The 17066-nt window shown below is 31.7% G+C and carries 19 protein-coding genes; 8 read left to right on the top strand and 11 right to left on the bottom strand.

Annotation, left to right across the window (positions count from 1 at the left end):
* Positions 1–56: 56 nt before the first annotated feature.
* The 3 genes from PF021_RS06900 to hemW are packed head-to-tail and all read left to right on the top strand — an operon-like array spanning position 57 to position 3818.
* Positions 57–2138 carry a TonB-dependent receptor domain-containing protein gene (locus tag PF021_RS06900; RefSeq protein WP_271021752.1) on the top strand — a complete coding sequence of 694 codons (2082 nt, stop codon included), beginning with the start codon at positions 57–59 and terminating at the stop codon, positions 2136–2138.
* A gap of 11 nt (positions 2139–2149) precedes the next feature.
* Positions 2150–2707, top strand: a complete 558-nt coding sequence (locus PF021_RS06905; RefSeq protein ID WP_271021753.1) for a hypothetical protein — start codon at positions 2150–2152, stop codon at positions 2705–2707.
* A gap of 40 nt (positions 2708–2747) precedes the next feature.
* Positions 2748–3818 carry a radical SAM family heme chaperone HemW gene (hemW, locus tag PF021_RS06910; protein WP_271021754.1) on the top strand — a complete coding sequence of 357 codons (1071 nt, stop codon included), beginning with the start codon at positions 2748–2750 and terminating at the stop codon, positions 3816–3818.
* Here the strand turns inward: hemW and ribD are convergent.
* From ribD to PF021_RS06960, 10 genes are read right to left on the bottom strand one after another with little or no spacing between them, the layout of a single operon-like run.
* Positions 3804–4832, bottom strand: coding sequence for a bifunctional diaminohydroxyphosphoribosylaminopyrimidine deaminase/5-amino-6-(5-phosphoribosylamino)uracil reductase RibD (ribD, locus tag PF021_RS06915; protein WP_271021755.1), 1029 nt, complete (start codon positions 4830–4832; stop codon positions 3804–3806). The two genes, hemW and ribD, sit on opposite strands and share 15 nt — an antisense overlap.
* A complete protein-coding gene (locus PF021_RS06920; RefSeq protein ID WP_271021756.1) occupies positions 4826–5257 on the bottom strand; it encodes a ribosome maturation factor RimP in 432 nt (143 codons plus the stop codon). Before PF021_RS06920 ends, ribD begins: the two co-directional genes overlap by 7 nt.
* Positions 5241–5597: a 30S ribosome-binding factor RbfA gene (gene rbfA, locus PF021_RS06925; protein WP_271021757.1), complete on the bottom strand. Its 357-nt coding sequence runs from the start codon at positions 5595–5597 to the stop codon at positions 5241–5243. The genes PF021_RS06920 and rbfA overlap by 17 nt, the downstream gene beginning before the upstream one ends.
* Positions 5594–8170: a translation initiation factor IF-2 gene (gene infB / locus PF021_RS06930; protein WP_271021758.1), complete on the bottom strand. Its 2577-nt coding sequence runs from the start codon at positions 8168–8170 to the stop codon at positions 5594–5596. Before infB ends, rbfA begins: the two co-directional genes overlap by 4 nt.
* Positions 8163–8408, bottom strand: coding sequence for a DUF448 domain-containing protein (locus PF021_RS06935; RefSeq protein ID WP_271021759.1), 246 nt, complete (start codon positions 8406–8408; stop codon positions 8163–8165). The genes infB and PF021_RS06935 overlap by 8 nt, the downstream gene beginning before the upstream one ends.
* Positions 8409–8435: 27 nt before the next feature.
* A complete protein-coding gene (thrB, locus tag PF021_RS06940; RefSeq protein ID WP_271021760.1) occupies positions 8436–9320 on the bottom strand; it encodes a homoserine kinase in 885 nt (294 codons plus the stop codon).
* 9 nt (positions 9321–9329) lie between these two features.
* Positions 9330–9872, bottom strand: a complete 543-nt coding sequence (locus PF021_RS06945; protein ID WP_271021761.1) for a hypothetical protein — start codon at positions 9870–9872, stop codon at positions 9330–9332.
* Positions 9869–10402, bottom strand: coding sequence for a hypothetical protein (locus tag PF021_RS06950; protein WP_271021763.1), 534 nt, complete (start codon positions 10400–10402; stop codon positions 9869–9871). The genes PF021_RS06945 and PF021_RS06950 overlap by 4 nt, the downstream gene beginning before the upstream one ends.
* Positions 10403–10410: 8 nt before the next feature.
* Positions 10411–11259, bottom strand: a complete 849-nt coding sequence (gene mqnP / locus PF021_RS06955; RefSeq protein WP_271021877.1) for a menaquinone biosynthesis prenyltransferase MqnP — start codon at positions 11257–11259, stop codon at positions 10411–10413.
* A complete protein-coding gene (locus PF021_RS06960; RefSeq protein ID WP_271021764.1) occupies positions 11259–11801 on the bottom strand; it encodes a DUF502 domain-containing protein in 543 nt (180 codons plus the stop codon). Before PF021_RS06960 ends, mqnP begins: the two co-directional genes overlap by 1 nt.
* A 108-nt stretch (positions 11802–11909) precedes the next feature.
* Here PF021_RS06960 and PF021_RS06965 point away from each other — a divergent pair, with 108 nt between their 5' ends.
* The 5 genes from PF021_RS06965 (at position 11910) to PF021_RS06985 (ending at position 15843) form a co-directional block, all read left to right on the top strand.
* Positions 11910–12035, top strand: coding sequence for a hypothetical protein (locus tag PF021_RS06965; protein WP_271021765.1), 126 nt, complete (start codon positions 11910–11912; stop codon positions 12033–12035).
* Positions 12036–12136: 101 nt separating this feature from the next.
* Complete coding sequence (locus PF021_RS06970; protein WP_271021766.1) at positions 12137–12409, top strand: hypothetical protein; 273 nt, start codon at positions 12137–12139, stop codon at positions 12407–12409.
* Entirely contained in the window at positions 12406–13509 is a 1104-nt protein-coding gene (locus PF021_RS06975; protein ID WP_271021767.1) for a CDP-glycerol glycerophosphotransferase family protein, read from the top strand. The genes PF021_RS06970 and PF021_RS06975 overlap by 4 nt, the downstream gene beginning before the upstream one ends.
* Before the next feature lie 2 nt (positions 13510–13511).
* Complete coding sequence (locus tag PF021_RS06980; RefSeq protein WP_271021768.1) at positions 13512–14972, top strand: sugar phosphate nucleotidyltransferase; 1461 nt, start codon at positions 13512–13514, stop codon at positions 14970–14972.
* A complete protein-coding gene (locus PF021_RS06985; protein ID WP_271021769.1) occupies positions 14965–15843 on the top strand; it encodes a DMT family transporter in 879 nt (292 codons plus the stop codon). Before PF021_RS06980 ends, PF021_RS06985 begins: the two co-directional genes overlap by 8 nt.
* On the opposite strand, the gene PF021_RS06990 is transcribed toward PF021_RS06985, so the two are convergent.
* Entirely contained in the window at positions 15782–17059 is a 1278-nt protein-coding gene (locus tag PF021_RS06990) for a ComEC/Rec2 family competence protein (protein WP_271021771.1), read from the bottom strand. The genes PF021_RS06985 and PF021_RS06990 overlap by 62 nt on opposite strands.
* Positions 17060–17066 lie beyond the last annotated feature (7 nt).

Genomic DNA, 17066 nt, shown 5'->3' on the forward strand with positions numbered 1-17066 from the left:
TATATTTTTAAACAAATAGTAAATAAAATCCATTCTTATTATTAGAATTAAAAGGAATGGAAATGAAAAAACTTGTTGTCTGTGTTTCATTAGCTGGTATTTTATCTGCCAATGTTTATGCAAATGAGTATAGATTAGATACTTCAGTAATTAGTGCTACTGGATTTGAGCAAGATGTAAAAGATGCACCTGCTAGTATATCTATAATCACAAAAGAAGACTTGGAAAATAGACCAGTGGCTGATATTGCAGATGCCATAAAAGATGTTCCAGGGGTTGATGTTAGTGTATCTAAACTTGGAACTTACTCGTTTAATATTAGGGGTTATGGTTCAAACTATGTGCTTGTTTTAGTTGATGGCAAGAGGCAAAATTCAGTTAGAGGATTCCAAGGCAATGGATTTGGAGAAGCTGATAATGCATATTTGCCACCACTAGCTATGATTGAGAGAATAGAGATTATAAAGGGTCCTGCTTCTACTTTGTATGGTGGAGATGCTGTAGGTGGTGTGGTAAATATAATCACAAAGAAGAATCCAAGTGAAGTAACAGGGACAATTTCATTTGATACAAAGTTTCAACAGCACCCAGATTTATATGGGAATTATAAAGGTATAAATTCTTATTTGGCATTTCCATTGCTAAAAGATACACTATCTCTTTCACTAAGAGGTCAATATAAAACAAGGGAAAAGAGCAATCTAAAATGGCCTACACAGACAGATCTAAGCAATCCAAACACAGCATATCCTAGTCATTCTCCCGGTGCATTTGATATGGGTAATATAGGCACAAGACTTAATTGGACTATAAATGAACAAAATAATATGTATTTTGATGCGGAGCATTATTTTCAAAAAACAGCTACAAACAATACTTCAGGTAAAAGTGTAGCGGTAAATAAAAAGTATAGAAAGAATAATTTACTATTAAATCACGATGGATATTATCACTTTGGGACGCTAAATACATATCTGCAATCACAAACAACAAGCGAGGTCGGTAGTAGCTCTATTGCAGGTAATGGTGCTGTAAGTAAAGGTGCAAGATTGGATAGTGAAGTCTATATCGCTGAAAGCAAGGCAATAATCCCAATTAGTATGGGGAATCTTGGTGGCATGTCTTTAAGTGCTGGAGCACAATTTATGTATGAAAATTTCGTAACTTTTGCTTCTAGTGCTGGAGCTTTGCAAGGTAAAGATCAAGATCAAACAACAATTTCTCCATATGCTGAAGCAGAATATTACATAACAGATTCTCTTATTTTAACTGGTGGTTTGAGATATGCAAAGAGTGATTTATTTGATGGGGAATTCATACCTAGAGGATATTTGGTATATCATCTAACTGATAATATAACCTTAAAAGGTGGGGTAGCAAAGGGCTATAAAACACCAGAAGCAAAAGTGCTAACTAGTGGAGAATATAGTTTAGGCTACTATGGGAATCCAAATTTAAAGCCAGAATCTAGTATTAACTATGAATTGGGAACTATATTTGATTTTAATCATTATGGAAATGTAAGTATTACAGCGTTTCAAACCGAGTTTAGAGATGAGATATCAAGTGAAATGTATGATTATCAAGCTATGTTGCCAAATGGTGCAGAATGTTCTGTAGATACTGGTTGTTATTATTCTGTAAATAGAGGTAGAAATGAGGCTTTAGGAGTTGAGGTTGCACTAACTAGTGGAGAGTATAAAGGCTTTAGTGCAAATGTTTCTTATACATTTTTGGATAAAAAATATAAAGATGGGATAAAAAATGTCCTTGGTGGAGATAGGGTTGAGAATGCTCCTAGACACACAGCAATTTTGAAATTAAATTACACTAGTGGTAAGCTTAGCTCATATATTAAAGCAACAGGTAGATATGATACTTTAGCTAAATCTAAAGGTGGTGGGAATCGACCTATACTGGGATTAGATAAGTATAAAGATTTTTATGTTGTTGATTTGGGTATGAGTTATAAGTTATCAAAGTCTTCAAGCATTAGTTTGGCCATTAATAATTTGTTTGATAGAGATTTCTTTGTTCCACATGAGTATTTAAATAATGGCAATGTAGCATATGTAAATAGTTATAAAGACTACTATGAAGGCAGAAATATGTGGATTAACTATAAGTTTGAATTTTAATATCAATTAAAATGAAAAAGTTAATCAGCAATAAGTCTTGGATGAAGATTCATCTATATGTTAGCTTATTTTTTATACCAATGGCACTAATATATGCAATCACTGGTGTTGGATATATATTTGACTATCGTCAAAATGCAGGTGCAGAGATAAATAAGGTAGCTATCAATTCAGAAATTAACGCAGAAAAGATTCAAGAAATCATGCTAAATACACTTAAAGAGAACAATCTAGCAATACCTAGCAATACTGAAGTTAGGTTTGCTAAAGGTGCTCATAGCATGGGGAATTTAAAATATCAAGTGGTGCTATTAAAGAATAAAGACAATGAAGGCTATACGCTACAAACGATAGATAGAAACTTATATGGTGTGGTGTTGCTACTACACAAGGCAGCTGGCAAGTATTATTTTGATATTTTAGCCATAGCATTTTCTGTTGCATTAGTTTTATTATATATTTCTGGATTGTTTATAACTGCATTTTGCAAAAAAGACAGAAAAGGTTCTATGATTGCTGTATTGCTTGGATTCTTGGTTACTGCTTTAGCTATATATTTTAGTATTTGATTTTAGGTATTTGGATATAATTTGCATTTTTGGAGATTCTTTGGAAATTGCACTTTATATTCATATACCATTTTGCGATAGTAAATGTGGCTATTGTGCCTTTAATTCAAAAATAAATAAAAATCATCTAAAAGAATCTTATATGAGATTCTTGCGAGATACTCTAAGATCTAAACTACAACAAGAAAACTACAAAATTACATCTGTTTATATTGGTGGTGGGACGCCTAGTGTTGTTGATTATAATTTATACAATGGAATCTTTGAGACTTTTAATCCATATCTTATAGAAAATAGTGAGATAAACATAGAGGCAAATCCAAATTCATGCACTAAAGAGTGGATATTTCACCTAAAAAATCTTGGAGTAAATAGGCTTAGCCTTGGTGTGCAGAGTTTTTATAAAGAAAAGTTAGAGTTTTTGGAGAGAGATCATAGTAGAGATTCTATTTTTCATGCTTTAGACTTTGCTACTAGTGCAGGATTAAGCAATATTAGTATTGATTTAATTTATGGCACTCCACTTTGTGTTAGAGAAACTTTAGAAGATGAAGTGAAAATAGCCTCCAAACTACATATTAATCACATTTCAGCATATCAGTTAAGCATAGATTCTGGAAGTAGGTTTTTTACTCAAAACAAAAAAGAGTTTATAGGGGAGTTTTGCGGATTTGATAGTATGGGACATTTTGTTAGAAGTCTCTTAGAGAAATCAGGCTTTAAACAATATGAAGTTAGCAACTATGGGAGGGTTATTAATGATTCATATTATAAAAGTCAGCATAATTTAGCATATTGGCGTGGTGCTGATTATTTAGGGGTTGGTGCTGGTGCTGTATCATGTCTAAAAGGCACTAGATATTATGAGGAATCCAAAATAGAATCATTTATAAAAGGCACACCTCCAAGAGTGGAAAATCTAAGCATAGAAGATATAGCCTTAGAGAGGTTATTTTTGGGATTTCGCTCTTTAGTTGGGGTTGATTGTAAGTTTTTAGATTCTAAAAAGTGTGAATTGCTATTGCAAGAAAATAAAGTTTATAAAAATGGTAACAAAATTATTGCAAGTGATTATTTTTTGGGAGATGAGTTAGCATTATTTTTTAGCTAACCATATTAATAAATCCCCATCAAGTTCTGATGTATGTAGAATCTTTAGATTCAAGTTTAGTGTATGTATTAGCGTGTTTTGTGAGATTGTAGGGCTTAAAAACAATAAAATCATATCAACCATATCTATTAGAGACTCTAGCATACTAATGCCACCTTCTATCATAATAAACCCACTTGGCTTTGGTGGCGTATTTGTGATTGTAATTTCTCTATTTATGTGAAATAATGGTGCATTTTGTGGGAGATTTTTATTTCTTGTTAGAATTGTTATGTTTGGTGCTTTTTTATTATCTAAAGTAGCATATCTGCAATCTAGTGTTGGGTTATCTAGCATTATGGTTTTACCAGAGATTAGCAGGTTATCTACTTTGGTTCTTATGTTGTGCATAAATATTTGCGAAGATTCATTGCTTATTCTGCCCCCATCTATGCTACCATTTAGTCTGCTTGCATACTTAAATAACACAAAAGAATCCTTACTCTGTAATGATATAAATGGCAATAGCAACTCTTTAGCTTTTAGCGCTACTTTTTGCATTTTTTGTTGTTTGTATGCATATATAACTTCTATCCCATTTTGTTCTAATAGCTCTCCACCGCCTTGTGCATTTTTGTTTATATCTTCACTTCCTATTATGATTTTTTTAACTTTTAGCTCTTTTAGTAGATTTGCACATGAAGGAGTTTTGCCCACATGTGTGCAAGGAGAGAGTGTAACATACATTGTTATATCATTAAAGATTGATTTTGCATTTTTAAGCAGATATTTGTGAATTTCAGCAGAATCTGTAATGTTTTCTATCTTATTATCGTTGGTTAGTTTTATATAAGATTCTTTTAAGGCTAATACCTCTGCATGAGGTGTGCCTACTTCTTTGTGTGCTTGTATGCTTAGTATTTGCCCATTTTTATCTATGACTAGAGCACCTACGGCTGGATTTGGGATAGTTATACACTGATATTCCCATGCTCTATTTATCGCTAAATTTAAATAAAAGCTATCATCTACCATATGAAAAATGTTTGTGCTTTTTTTATGTCTTGAATCTCTATTTTTGTTCCATCTTCTATAACTAAAGATTCTGCTTCTACTTTTATTAGTTTGCCTTTATATTCGTGCTTATTAATTGTCTTTATTTTTACCATTTCGCCTATTGCACCTTTGAAGTGCACCATTGTCTTTAGCACTCTTTCAATCCCCGGTGAGCTAACTTCTAAGAAATAATTGTCATAATTTTCTAATTCAACATCTAAAAGTGGTGATAGCACAAGACTTACTTCTTTGCAGTCATCTAGCGTTACTTGTGGTGATTTTGTAATATAGATTCTTAGTATTTTGCTATCATTTTCTTTTAGAATGTCAATTCCATACAATTCACACTCTAGTGACTTTATGAGATTTTCTATTTTTGCTTCTAATTCATTGCTTATCATCATTTTCACTCTTTATTTGTTGAAATATAGATTCTAATTTGTTTTGTTGTTCTAGTGTGTTATCAAATATAAACTTAAAATCCGGACACCTAAACCAGCCAGTCTCTTCAAGACAATACTCTTTTATGATCCCATTTGCTTTTTTTAGTTGTTGCAGTATTTCTATTTGTTCTTTTTCGTCATAGTCTGCACTTAAGAAGACTTGTGCATTATACTTGCCTTTAGAGCATTGCACATCTACTACATTTAGAGAGCTTAGCCTTGTATCATTTAGTTGCGATAGTGCTATCCCTACTATTTCTTTTAGTAGAGATTCTGTGCGTTGGAGTTTTATGCTTTTCAATCTAACTCTCTTTGTTTATGCACTTCTTTGAATGTCTCAAATACATCGCCTATTTGTATATCATTGAAACTCTCTAGCATAATTCCGCATTCAAAGCCTTTTTGAACTTCTCTTGCGTCATCTTTGAATCTCTTTAGCGATGCTATATTGCCAGTGTGTATTACAACACCATTTCTAATTAGCCTAACTTTTATACCTCTTTGGATTACTCCATCAGTTACAAAGCACCCAGCAATAACGCCAACTTTAGCTATGCTAAATGTCTCTCTTACTTCTGCTTGACCGGTGTTTTCTTCTTCTAGCACAGGAGATAGTAATCCGCCAAGCAATGCCTTAATATCATCGATTAATGAATAAATAATCGAATATGTCTTAATTTCAATGCCCAATTCTTTGGCTTTATTTTTCACGCTTCCAGTTGGACGAACATTGAATCCTAAAATCACACAATTACTACTAGCACCAGCTAGCGTAACATCACTCTCTGTGATTCCTCCTACACCTTTATGAATCACATTTACTTGCACTTCTTCGTTTTGAAGCTTGTCTAAACTTCCTTTTATTGCCTCTAAACTTCCTTGTGTATCAGCTTTTATAATAACAGGTAGGCTTTTTAGCTGACCTTTTGCAACCATTGAGCTTAGTTCATCAAAAGATACTTTAGTTGAGTGCGATAGTTCTTTTTGTCGCAAGTGAGCTGCTCTTTTTTGTGCATAATCCCTTGCTATTGTATCGTTTTCCACTGCTAGAAGTATAGAACCAGCAGGAGGCACTTCGCTAAGACCAGTTATTACTCCAACACCAGAAGGAGTTATTTTGCTTATATTTTCTCCAAGATTGTTTGTAATTGCTCTAACCCTACCAAATGCAGTATCTGCAATAATGCTATCTCCAACATTTAAAGTTCCATTTTGCACGATTATTGTTGCTACTGGTCCTTTGCCTTTTTCTAGACTACTTTCAATGACTACTGCTCTTGCTTGCTTGTTTGGATTTGCTTTTAGCTCTATTATCTCTGCTTGAAGCAAGATAGTTTCTAATAAGTCATCAATACCCATACCAGTTTTAGCAGAAATATGCACAAACTCATATTCTCCACCCCATTCTAAAGGTGTGAATCCTAACTCTGCGGCTTCTGCTTTTACCTTATCGGGATTTGCATCTGGCTTATCCATTTTATTTACTGCTATTATAATAGGTGCTTTTGCAGCTTTTGCATGGTTTAGTGCTTCTATGGTTTGTGGTTTTATGCCATCATCTGCTGCTATTACTATTATTGCTATATCTGTTACAGAAGCACCTCTAGCCCTCATTTCGCTAAATGCTTCGTGTCCGGGAGTGTCAATAAAGGTGATTTCTTTGTCATTTTTTGTGATTGTATATGCACCTATGTGCTGTGTGATTCCACCAGCTTCACCATGTGCTACTTTTGTGTTTCTTATATAATCAAGCAGTGAAGTTTTACCATGATCTACATGTCCCATTATTGTAACGACAGGTGCTCTTGTAATTAGGTGCTCTTCTTTATCATTATCATCATGTAGCTGTGTATAATCAAGCTCATCAGCAGTATTTATAAGCTCGATTTCAACACCAAACTCTTCTGCTAGAATCTCTATTGCATCTTTTTCTAGGAAGTCATTTTTGGTTATCATCATTCCAAGGTTGAAGAGTATTTTTATTACCTCTCCTATGCTTCTGCCTACTTTTTCTGCAAATTCATATGCGCGAATCTCTTCTGGGATTTTTACCACACCGCTTACTGCTTCTTGGATTTTTTGCACTTTTGGTGCTTTTTTTCTGCTAGAACGCCTTGTGCTACCTTGCTCCATGAAAGGATTGTGCCGTTGCACCCTTATTCTATCGGTTGTTGCTTTCTTTTCATTTTCATCTTCATCTATATCTACTTCATCTTGAACGCTTAGATCAAAGAGTATAACGCCTTCTTCTTCATCGTCATCAGTTGAATTAAATTCTCTATTATCTAGCAAGTCCATTTTGTAATCATTGCTATGTTTTTTGGCGTGATTTACATGCTTGTCTTTTTTCTTTTTTTTGTCTTTTTTGTAAGAATCTTCTGTGTCTATGTTGCCAAGTAGGTCTTGTAGAGTTTTTGTTGGGTTTTCTTTTTTTGTATCGTTATTTGTGCTTGGCTTTTCTTGTTCTCTTTTTTTGACGATTCTTAAGCCAGTTCTTTTTATTTGGTTTTCTTTCTCTTTTGTTTCTTTTACTTCTTCTTTCTTAGCTGGAATAGATGGTTTTTTTTCTTTTTCTTTCTCTTTTGTTTCTTTTACTTCTTCTTTTGGCTTTTCTTGTTTTACTTCTTCTTTTTTAGCCTTTTTTTCTTTTTTGGGCTTTGTGCTTTCTTTTTCTTTTGTCTCTTTTTTAGCCTTTTTTTTGCCTTCTGGTAGTTTGCCTGATATTATGTAGTTATACAACTCTTCTGCTTCAGTTGCACTAACAGCACTTGACGCCGTCTTTGCTTCTAGTCCTAATTCCTGTGCTTTTTGCAGTATTTCTTTGCTTGTCTTCCCAAGCTCTTTTGCTATTTGACTAATACGGATTTTATCCATATATTAACAACTCCTTTAATTCTTGGTTTATTTGGTCTTTGTATTTTTTGTCAATTTTGCAAACCCTAAGCAAAATATCTGAAGTATTTTTAGATTCTTTACAAGTGTGGCATATGTAAAAACTTCTACCAAAACCGCTAAACTTTATCAGTTTTGAATTTATATATTGAAGGCGAATTAGCTCACATTGTAACAATCTATTTCTGCACTTTATACACATTCTAGTAGGGTTTGACATAAAATCTCCATTATATCACTTTAGAACTTAAAATTCTTCAAAGGATACGCCATTGTTATCAAATGGAAGTGTTAGAATCTTTATGTTTTTGAATTTATTTTCTAACACGGCATGTAGTCTATCTGCATCATCGCTATAACATAAATTAAAAAATGTAGAACCGCTTCCTGATAGTGTGCTCATCAAAGCACCATTATTTAGTGCAGTCTTTTGTAAATCAAATAAGATTGGCACTTGCTTCATTCTGTAAAATTGGTGGAATCTATCCATACTTGCTTCTCTTAATAAATCCCACCTTTCTTCAAAAAAGGCACTAGCAAGATATGTCGAATGCGATATGTTGAAAATAGCATCTTTTTGCGAGTATCTCTTTGGCAGTGTTTGTCTTGAATGGTGTGTTGAGATTGATTGTTGTGGGATTGCAATTACGGCTTTTATTGTATTTGGTAATTTTTTGTTTATAAATCTTACTTGTCTATGCATTAGCATACATACATTAAATCCTCCAACAAGTGCTGGAGTGATATTATCTGGGTGAGATTCGTAATATAGTGCTATATTTAGAATCTCTTCTTTATTTATTGCTTTTTTGGCAATTTTAAAGGCCGCACTAATAGCACCGACTATAACTGCAGAACTGCTACCTAGCCCTCTTGAGATAGGAATAGAATTTTCAAATGTGAATTTGAAGTTTTGTTTTTCAATTTTTAGCCTTCTTAGCTGTTCGTTAAATATTTTGACAAATGCGTTATCAACTCTTATTTTGGTGTTTTTTGTGCCTTCGCCTTCTACATGTATGCTTTGAATCTTGGCTGGTTTTATTGTTATTTTATTATAAAGCCCTAAAGCTAATCCTAAAGTATCAAAGCCAGGTCCTAGATTCGCACTTGTTGCTGGTATTTTAAACTGCATTTCTTTCACCTAATTTAAATTTGCAAATTTTAATGTAAATTCTACCTCACCTTTTCCGATTCTTAGCTCTTTTGCTATTGAATCTACACTCCAACCATCTTTAAACATAGAAATAATTCTGCCCTCATCAATGTTAGTAGGATTCGTAGGTGTGTAGGCAAATTCTTTTATTCTATCTTCAAGTCCAAATATCTTATTTTCAAGCATATCTTTAGAGTTTTCAAGTTGGTTTTGCAATAAATCAATTTGGCTTCTTAGTGGCATTACTGATGAGTGAAGGTTTGAATCTATTAGATTTTTCATCTCTAATCTCATGTCTTGGTATATTTGTTGTTTTATATTTGATTTAAATTGCTCTACATTCATTTCTGTATTTTTTATTTTTTTTTGTAGGCGATATACTTCTTTGTTTAGTTCTTCTATTGATTTTTCATATCTTTTGGTTCTTTTGGTACTTTCATTTTCTTTTATGTATAAATATATAATTAATAATATTAGAATAGCTCCAGCACCCACTGCTACCCATAACATTAGGTTTTCTTCATTTATCATACATTCGCCTTTTTGTCTGATTTTATCATTCTTATTAATGCTCTTTCTTTGCTTGCTACATAGCTATCCCACTCCATTTCGTCTCTAGCGTGTATTTGCTCTATGAATGCTAGTTCTTTGTTGTATTTAAAATACATAGGAACGATTCTTGTTGGGAATGTTGGTAACTCAACTCTTCCATAATATAGCGTATTTTCTAATAGATTTGAATCTTCTAGTGCAAAACACCCATGTCCTATTGTAGATATATTTGATGAATACTCTAGTGGTATGTATGTTTTTGGATTTTTTTCTATTTTGTTTTCTAGAATCTCTAGCTTTCTGTATATTTCTACTAATAATTCTAAGACAATTGTATTTTCGCTATCAAAATTACCCTTTTTAGCACGCATGATTCTTAGCCATTCACCTATTGGGTCTTCATCGCTTTGTGTTAGTTTGTTGAATTCTTTGGCACATTCTTCGCTTTTTATATGGGCTTGTTCGTATTGTATGTTTAGTGTTGTATTTATAAGACGACTTTTTTCCATGCAAATCCTTAAAGAATCAAATCAATTATGCAGAATATTAAAAATACAATACCCAAATAACCATTAACAACAAAAAACGCCTTTGGTATATTATTAAAGTCTTTTCTCACCAAATAATGCTCATAAGTTAATGCAATCATAGATATTAAAAGTCCAATATACATATATAATCCTAAGTTTGCATTATAAATAAAAAGACCCCAAAATATTATTGTAAAGACATGGAAGATTCGTGAAATTAAAATTGCTTTTTGAGCCCCAAATATGCTAGGTATTGAATATAAACCTTCTTTCTTATCATGTGCTATATCTTGTAGAGAATATAATAAATCAAAACCAGCTACCCAAAATAGCACACCAAGACATAAATACACACTCCAAAGTGGCACATATCCTAAAACCGCAATCACCCCAGCAATAGGTGCTAATCCTAGTGATAATCCTAGCATTAAATGTGCCATTGATGTAAATCTCTTCATTAAAGAATAACTAGCAAGGACTATTAAAATAGGAAAAGAAATATAAAAACACAGAGGATTTATAAAATATCCTATAAGCACAAAAATTATCGCATTAACCAAGATAAAAATTAGCATTCCATTAGGTGAGATTCTGCCATCTACACTTGGTCTATTTTGTGTGCGTGGATTTGTTATATCAAATTTCCTATCAGCATATCTATTAAATGCCATAGCAAAATTTCTGGCACTTAATGTGGCTATAATCCCAAATATAAGCAGTTTGAATCCAAACCAACCATTTTGTGCAGTGATCATAGCAATGAAAATAAATGGTAGTGAAAAAATGCTATGCTCAAACATTACAAGCTCTTTAAAGTCTTTTATTTTTTGTAGCATCACTTTACGCCTAGAGAGATGATTTTCTTAAATCCATCACTTACAGATAGGTTGGACATTCTTATATTTTCTTTGCTTATTTTGGCGATGAATCCTGAAGTTGGGTTTGGCGTTGTTGGTATAAATACCCAAAAAAACTCACCTTCATCTTTTGTTATAAATCCCATTAACTCCATTGTGCCTACATTTACATATGCTACCCCAAGATACCCTTCTTTGCCCTTGCCAGAGAAGATATTTAACACTTCTTTGATGCCTGAATATATACTCTTTACCAATGGAATCTTAGCAATTATCATCTCTGTTATACTAATTAGCAAAAATTCCTTATTCTTGTCTAGCAAATGTCCTATGTAGTATAAAAGACAAATGCTAAGTATAAAAATCACTATGGTGATAAAAAGATTCGAGTTTGTAATGCCAAATACGGAGTGGAAAATTGCCTCAAAAAAGTCATAGACAAATGAAAAAATCCAAAACAATAGTAAAAAAGGTAGTATTGCAATGATGCCTTTACTAACTTTAGAGATAAAGTTATTCACCAAAAATCCTTGAAAAAAATCTTAAAAAGTATGCGTGATTTTATCTTTTTTTGGTTAAAAAACAAAATTTGGTTAGAATTTATGATCTTAAAATATTAGGGGATATTCATGGATATTTTATATGCACCATCATTTAGGCTTGAGACAGATACTATTCATGCAAATTGCATGGTTAGTTATGATATTGTAAATATTGAGATTCTAAATTCTCTGCGGGGGGGGGGCAAAATATAGCTAAAAGCAATAATATATTATATCTTCCAAGCACAAAAACTCCACAAAAATATAATGAGATAGTATGCGATTCTTTACACTATGTAAAACAAATAGATTCTTTGCCTGAAGCTAGTGAGTGTGATTTTTTGATAACTGATAGTTCTGCTAGATTGCTTGCTTTTACTTGTGCGTTTTTAAAACCAGCAATTTTCTTCTATCCGGGATATGATAATGTGTCTTTAAGTGATGATAAATTGGATTTACTATTACCAAAAATAGCGTATGTTGCACATTCTATTAGTGAGTTAGATTCTGTGGTGCAAACTCTTAGTGAAACATTTGAAGACAGAAGACAAAATATATTAGAGTTTTTAGATGGAGATTTAGTATGATTGATTTGGTGCAAGAACAAATAAACAAATTTATAAGTATTACAAAAAAGGAGTTAGAATCTAAGCTAAGTAATGATAGGGAAAATATAGTAATAGTCTCATATTATCCAACTTATAGATCTCAATATGGTGAGCTAATAGAAAGGTTAATGGAGAGATATAATGTAATTGTTGTGTATTCTATGAAATGTAATGATGAGTTTGAAAAGAAGGGTCATCATAGCATGTTTATACCTTGGAGAATTGTTGAGAATAATCAGACATATTATCTAAATATGGATATACCTAACATTGATCTAATAATTACTGCAGATGAGGTTGGGTATTTAGAAGGCAAGATAGATAAGACATTTTTAAGTAAGACTGCAAAGAGAATCTATCTACCACATAGGCTAAATGGTGCTTGTGGGAACTTGGAGTATCATACAGGGGTTTTAGTGCCTAGCAAGAGAGCATTAGAAGGATTTAAAGAAAAAGATTCAAATAAGCTTATAAAATGCGGTTATCCACAGCTTGATTATGCTATTAAAAATTATACTTTTAAAGATACTAATACAATATGCTATGCACCTACATTAAGGTATGTAGAATATGATAGAAAAGCTAATGTAAATATATTTGCAGGATTAGAGATTCTAATAATTGAATGGTTGCTTAAAAACACAACTTTTAATATTGTGTATAGAGCTCACCCACTAGCATTTTCTAATAATCATTCATATTATAAAACTATACTAAGCAGATTTAGAGACGAAAAAAGATTTAGCTTCAATAATTCTATTGGATATGATTTTTTTAATAATATATCATTTATGATTACTGATTGGAGTTCTACTAGTAGGCTTTTTTCTTATACTACATTACGTCCTTGTTTATTTTTTATGCCATATCCTATGAATGATAGCGAATTAGCAAATGGAGAGTATGTATTTAGTGATTTAAGAGCAAGTAGTTTAGAATCCCTAAAAAAGTTAATGGACAATATAGACTATAAAAAAGAAGAAGCAAGATATAAACAAATGAGAGAAGATGAAGTCTATAACATAGGTAAGTCTTGTGAAGCTATTTTAGATTATATAGGCGATATTTTAGGGGGATAATTTTGAGAGCTATAATTCTAGCAGCAGGGCTTGGTAGCAGACTAAGACCTATGACTTTGCATACGCCAAAGCCACTTTTATTGGTTTATGGTAAGAGTATTTTAGAGCACAATATTGAGCTTTTATTAGACAATGGCTTTGATGATATAGTTGTTGTATGTGGGTATAAGCATGAATCTTTTGATGAGCTACAAAAGAAGCTTTGCTTTACAAAAATAGTTTTTGAAGACTATGAAGGTAAAAATAGTGCTGCCTCATTAAAGTTTGCAAAAGATTTCATACAAAAGGGAACTTTAGTTTTAAATGGTGATTTGTATTTAACTAAGTCTCCTTTAAATCATGCACGATTTGGCGTTACGCAAATATTGGCTCAAGTAATCAAAGATAAATGCTGGGGTTATGCTACTAGTAGCGATTGTGTGCTTTTAGATATTGATATTGATTGTGCAAATTCACTAGGAGATGGTGTAGCATTTTTTGATAATGAATCTGATATGCCTTATATCTTGGAATCTCTAGCTAAATGTAGTGATGATGAGTATTGGGAGGCTTTATTTTTAGAGCTATTTAGATACACTAGAGTATATGTGTTTGATAATGGAGAATTTTATGTAGAAATAGATAGCTTTAAAGATGCCTTGCAACAAAATATGCTAACCCCACAAGAAGTAGCACAAGCATGTTCTGATAATGGAGAGGCTACTAGGTTAGCTGGAATTACAAATATAAATTACAAAATAAGATTCTTAGGCAAAGATAAAGTAATTAGAATTGCAAATAAAGATATAGATAGAATAATAAATAGAAAAAAAGAAAGACAAATTTTTGAGATTATAGAAAAATATAACATCACTCCAAAATGCGAGTTCTATGAAAGTGGGATTCGTTTGAGTGATTTTTTGCAGAGTTATCATCATCTAAAATGTAATGAGCTAAATGATAATGTCTTGGAGAAAATAATAAGCCAAATGCATATATTGCATAAAATCAAACATGAAGATTATAGTTATATACCAAAATTATCGCTTGTAAATGAAATTAAAAAATATGAACAAGAAGCTAAAGTAATTCTAATTTCAAAAATAGAAAAGAGATTTCTGCTTAATATAGCAAAAGAGCTAGATACCGCTCCTAGTGTGTTGTGTCATAGGGATTTGCAATTGCCAAATATCTTATATGATGGGGATAATGTTTGTTTTATTGATTTTGAATATGCCGAATTTACTTCTATTGCATTAGAACTTGGGAATTTTACATCAGAATTGCTTATGTGTGAGAGCGAGATTAACAAAGTATGTCAAATGTATGGTGATATAAAGTATGATAGCGTGATAAAGGGGCAAGCAATAGCAAATTATATATGGGCATTGTGGGGATTTATTTATGATGATTATCCTTTAGCTAGAGATTATTTAGTAAGATTCCATGCAAATTTAAAATATCTCATGGAAAACAATGCTTAAAGGTCATTTGTTAGCGTTTTTATCGGTATTTATTTGGTCTAGTTTGTATATCCAAACAAGTCTATTATTAGAATCTTTTAATCCATTTACATTGCTTGTTTTGCAGTGTTTTATTGGATATTTGTTTTTGCTTATTGTTTATCCTAAATTTTGCAAGATTCTTAGTCTTAAAGAAGAGCTATTATTTTTACTTGCTTCATTGCTTGGAATTGTGTTTTATAATTTGTTTTTGAATTTGAGCATGGAAATATCAAGCCCTTCAAATGTGAGCATTATAATTGCCACTTCGCCCTTATGGACATGTATATGTGCATTCTTCTTACGCATAGAAAAACCTTACTTATTATTTTTTGTTGGATTTTTTATTTCGATTTTTGGCGTAGTGTTGCTAAATTTTGAATCTTTTTTGAGTTTTAATTTAAAGGGTGATATTTTAGCTTTATTATCTAGCGTATCTTGGGGATTGTATGCTATTTTGATTGCTAAATTATTGCATTATAATATTATCTTTTGTGTGCGGAAGATTCTATTTTATGGGCTTTTGTTAATTTTGCCATTGTCTTTTGTGTTTGATTTTAATTTTGCATTTTATAAAAGTTTGGATTTTATAAATTCGATAAACTTATTGTTTGTAGGCATTTTTTCGACTGGGATTTGTTTTGTTTTGTGGTTTTATGCTACAAAGTTAATAGGTGCAGTATCAGCAAATATTTATGTGTATTTAACTCCAGTGATTACGATTGTTGTTGCATTTTTTGTGCTTGATTATAAGCTTAGTTTGTTGCAGATTTTTGGTGTTATTTTTGTGCTTATTGGAGTGTTTGTATCTGAGAGAAAACCGCATAACAAAAAAACAAAAGATTCAAAATAAAAAGCATAAAAAATGCACTTTTGAACTTTATAGCTAGTAGGCTTAAGAGATTCGTAGCTAAAAATAGCACATAACTTTTTGTAAGTGTGATTGTGTTTATATCTATTGCCAACCATGCTAAAAGATACGAATCTAAAATCCCTCCATAGCCACATAAATGCAAGAATAAAACCAATGGATAATACACTACAAAAAGTAAGGTAAAAATTGGTGATAGTATTGATAGATATGAAAATTCATTAAAGAAATAATAAGAAATAATAGCCATGTTTATAAATATAAAAATATTAAATAAAGCGATATATAGAATCTTATTTATAATCCCACTCTTTAAGTTTATATATTTGCAAAATAAACAAATATACAACACTCCCATACATGAAAAATAAAATCCCAATGAAAATATAAGGCTAGGAAATAATGCTAAGAGTATAGCAACGCACCAAAATAGAGTTTCTAACTTTAAGATATTTATCCCTCTTATAAACATCAAAAACCCAAATCCATACAATGCAATAGCCCTAAGATATGAAGGGGATTGTGTTAAGAATAGATAATATATGACAAGTATGCTAAGTGCTAGGAAGCCTAAATCATAAAATTTATTTCTATATGGAAAATATCTTTTATGCAATGGAACATAAAATAGACCAAGCATAAAAAAACTAATTGCACTTAAGATTCCAGCATGATAACCAGATATGGCAAATATATGTGATATTCCATAGCCCTGCACTAGAGAACGCCACTCTTTTGGTAGGGATTCTGCTAAGAATAGTGATAGATAGTATTCTTGCATTATTTGTGTGTTATGTTGGCTTATTATGAGTTCTTTTATTTTGTTGTTTATTGGTTTTTCTTTTAGTAGGATTATATTAAAGCTAGGTGCATAAAATCCACGCAAGAATCCCAAAAAAGAGACTTTATTAAATATAACACGCAAGTTTATTAATCTACCTTGTATATTTTGTAAGTCTTCTTTTGAAGTTGTATAAAAGTTTCCAAAATCACTTTTTAACTTTAATACAAAATATTCATTATTATTCTTGTGTTTTGTATATTGAAGCAAGACTTGTGCTTGTATTAGTGGTGTTTTTTGTGCTTTTAACTCTAGGAAAATATAGTATTTATAAGAAAGTGTGAGTGCTAATATGATTAATAAGAATAAAAAGAAAAACACCCTCTCTTTATTGTTTGTAAATAAAGGGGCGTTCATTATTGCT

The sequence above is a fragment of the Helicobacter ibis genome, from assembly GCF_027859255.1.
Classification (GTDB): Bacteria; Campylobacterota; Campylobacteria; order Campylobacterales; family Helicobacteraceae; genus Helicobacter_D; species Helicobacter_D ibis.

Bases quoted from the DNA above. Each gene is read 5' to 3' on its own strand.
- PF021_RS06990 (WP_271021771.1), bottom strand. From the start codon at position 17,059: ATGAACGCCCCTTTATTTACAAACAATAAAGAGAGGGTGTTTTTCTTT.
- mqnP (WP_271021877.1), bottom strand. From the start codon at position 11,259: ATGCTACAAAAAATAAAAGACTTTAAAGAGCTTGTAATGTTTGAGCAT.
- PF021_RS06965 (WP_271021765.1), top strand. From the start codon at position 11,910: ATGGATATTTTATATGCACCATCATTTAGGCTTGAGACAGATACTATT.
- PF021_RS06975 (WP_271021767.1), top strand. From the start codon at position 12,406: ATGATTGATTTGGTGCAAGAACAAATAAACAAATTTATAAGTATTACA.
- PF021_RS06920 (WP_271021756.1), bottom strand. From the start codon at position 5,257: ATGATGATAAGCAATGAATTAGAAGCAAAAATAGAAAATCTCATAAAG.
- PF021_RS06900 (WP_271021752.1), top strand. From the start codon at position 57: ATGGAAATGAAAAAACTTGTTGTCTGTGTTTCATTAGCTGGTATTTTA.
- PF021_RS06935 (WP_271021759.1), bottom strand. From the start codon at position 8,408: ATGTCAAACCCTACTAGAATGTGTATAAAGTGCAGAAATAGATTGTTA.
- infB (WP_271021758.1), bottom strand. From the start codon at position 8,170: ATGGATAAAATCCGTATTAGTCAAATAGCAAAAGAGCTTGGGAAGACA.
- PF021_RS06945 (WP_271021761.1), bottom strand. From the start codon at position 9,872: ATGATAAATGAAGAAAACCTAATGTTATGGGTAGCAGTGGGTGCTGGA.
- PF021_RS06950 (WP_271021763.1), bottom strand. From the start codon at position 10,402: ATGGAAAAAAGTCGTCTTATAAATACAACACTAAACATACAATACGAA.
- PF021_RS06985 (WP_271021769.1), top strand. From the start codon at position 14,965: ATGCTTAAAGGTCATTTGTTAGCGTTTTTATCGGTATTTATTTGGTCT.
- ribD (WP_271021755.1), bottom strand. From the start codon at position 4,832: ATGGTAGATGATAGCTTTTATTTAAATTTAGCGATAAATAGAGCATGG.
- PF021_RS06905 (WP_271021753.1), top strand. From the start codon at position 2,150: ATGAAAAAGTTAATCAGCAATAAGTCTTGGATGAAGATTCATCTATAT.
- thrB (WP_271021760.1), bottom strand. From the start codon at position 9,320: ATGCAGTTTAAAATACCAGCAACAAGTGCGAATCTAGGACCTGGCTTT.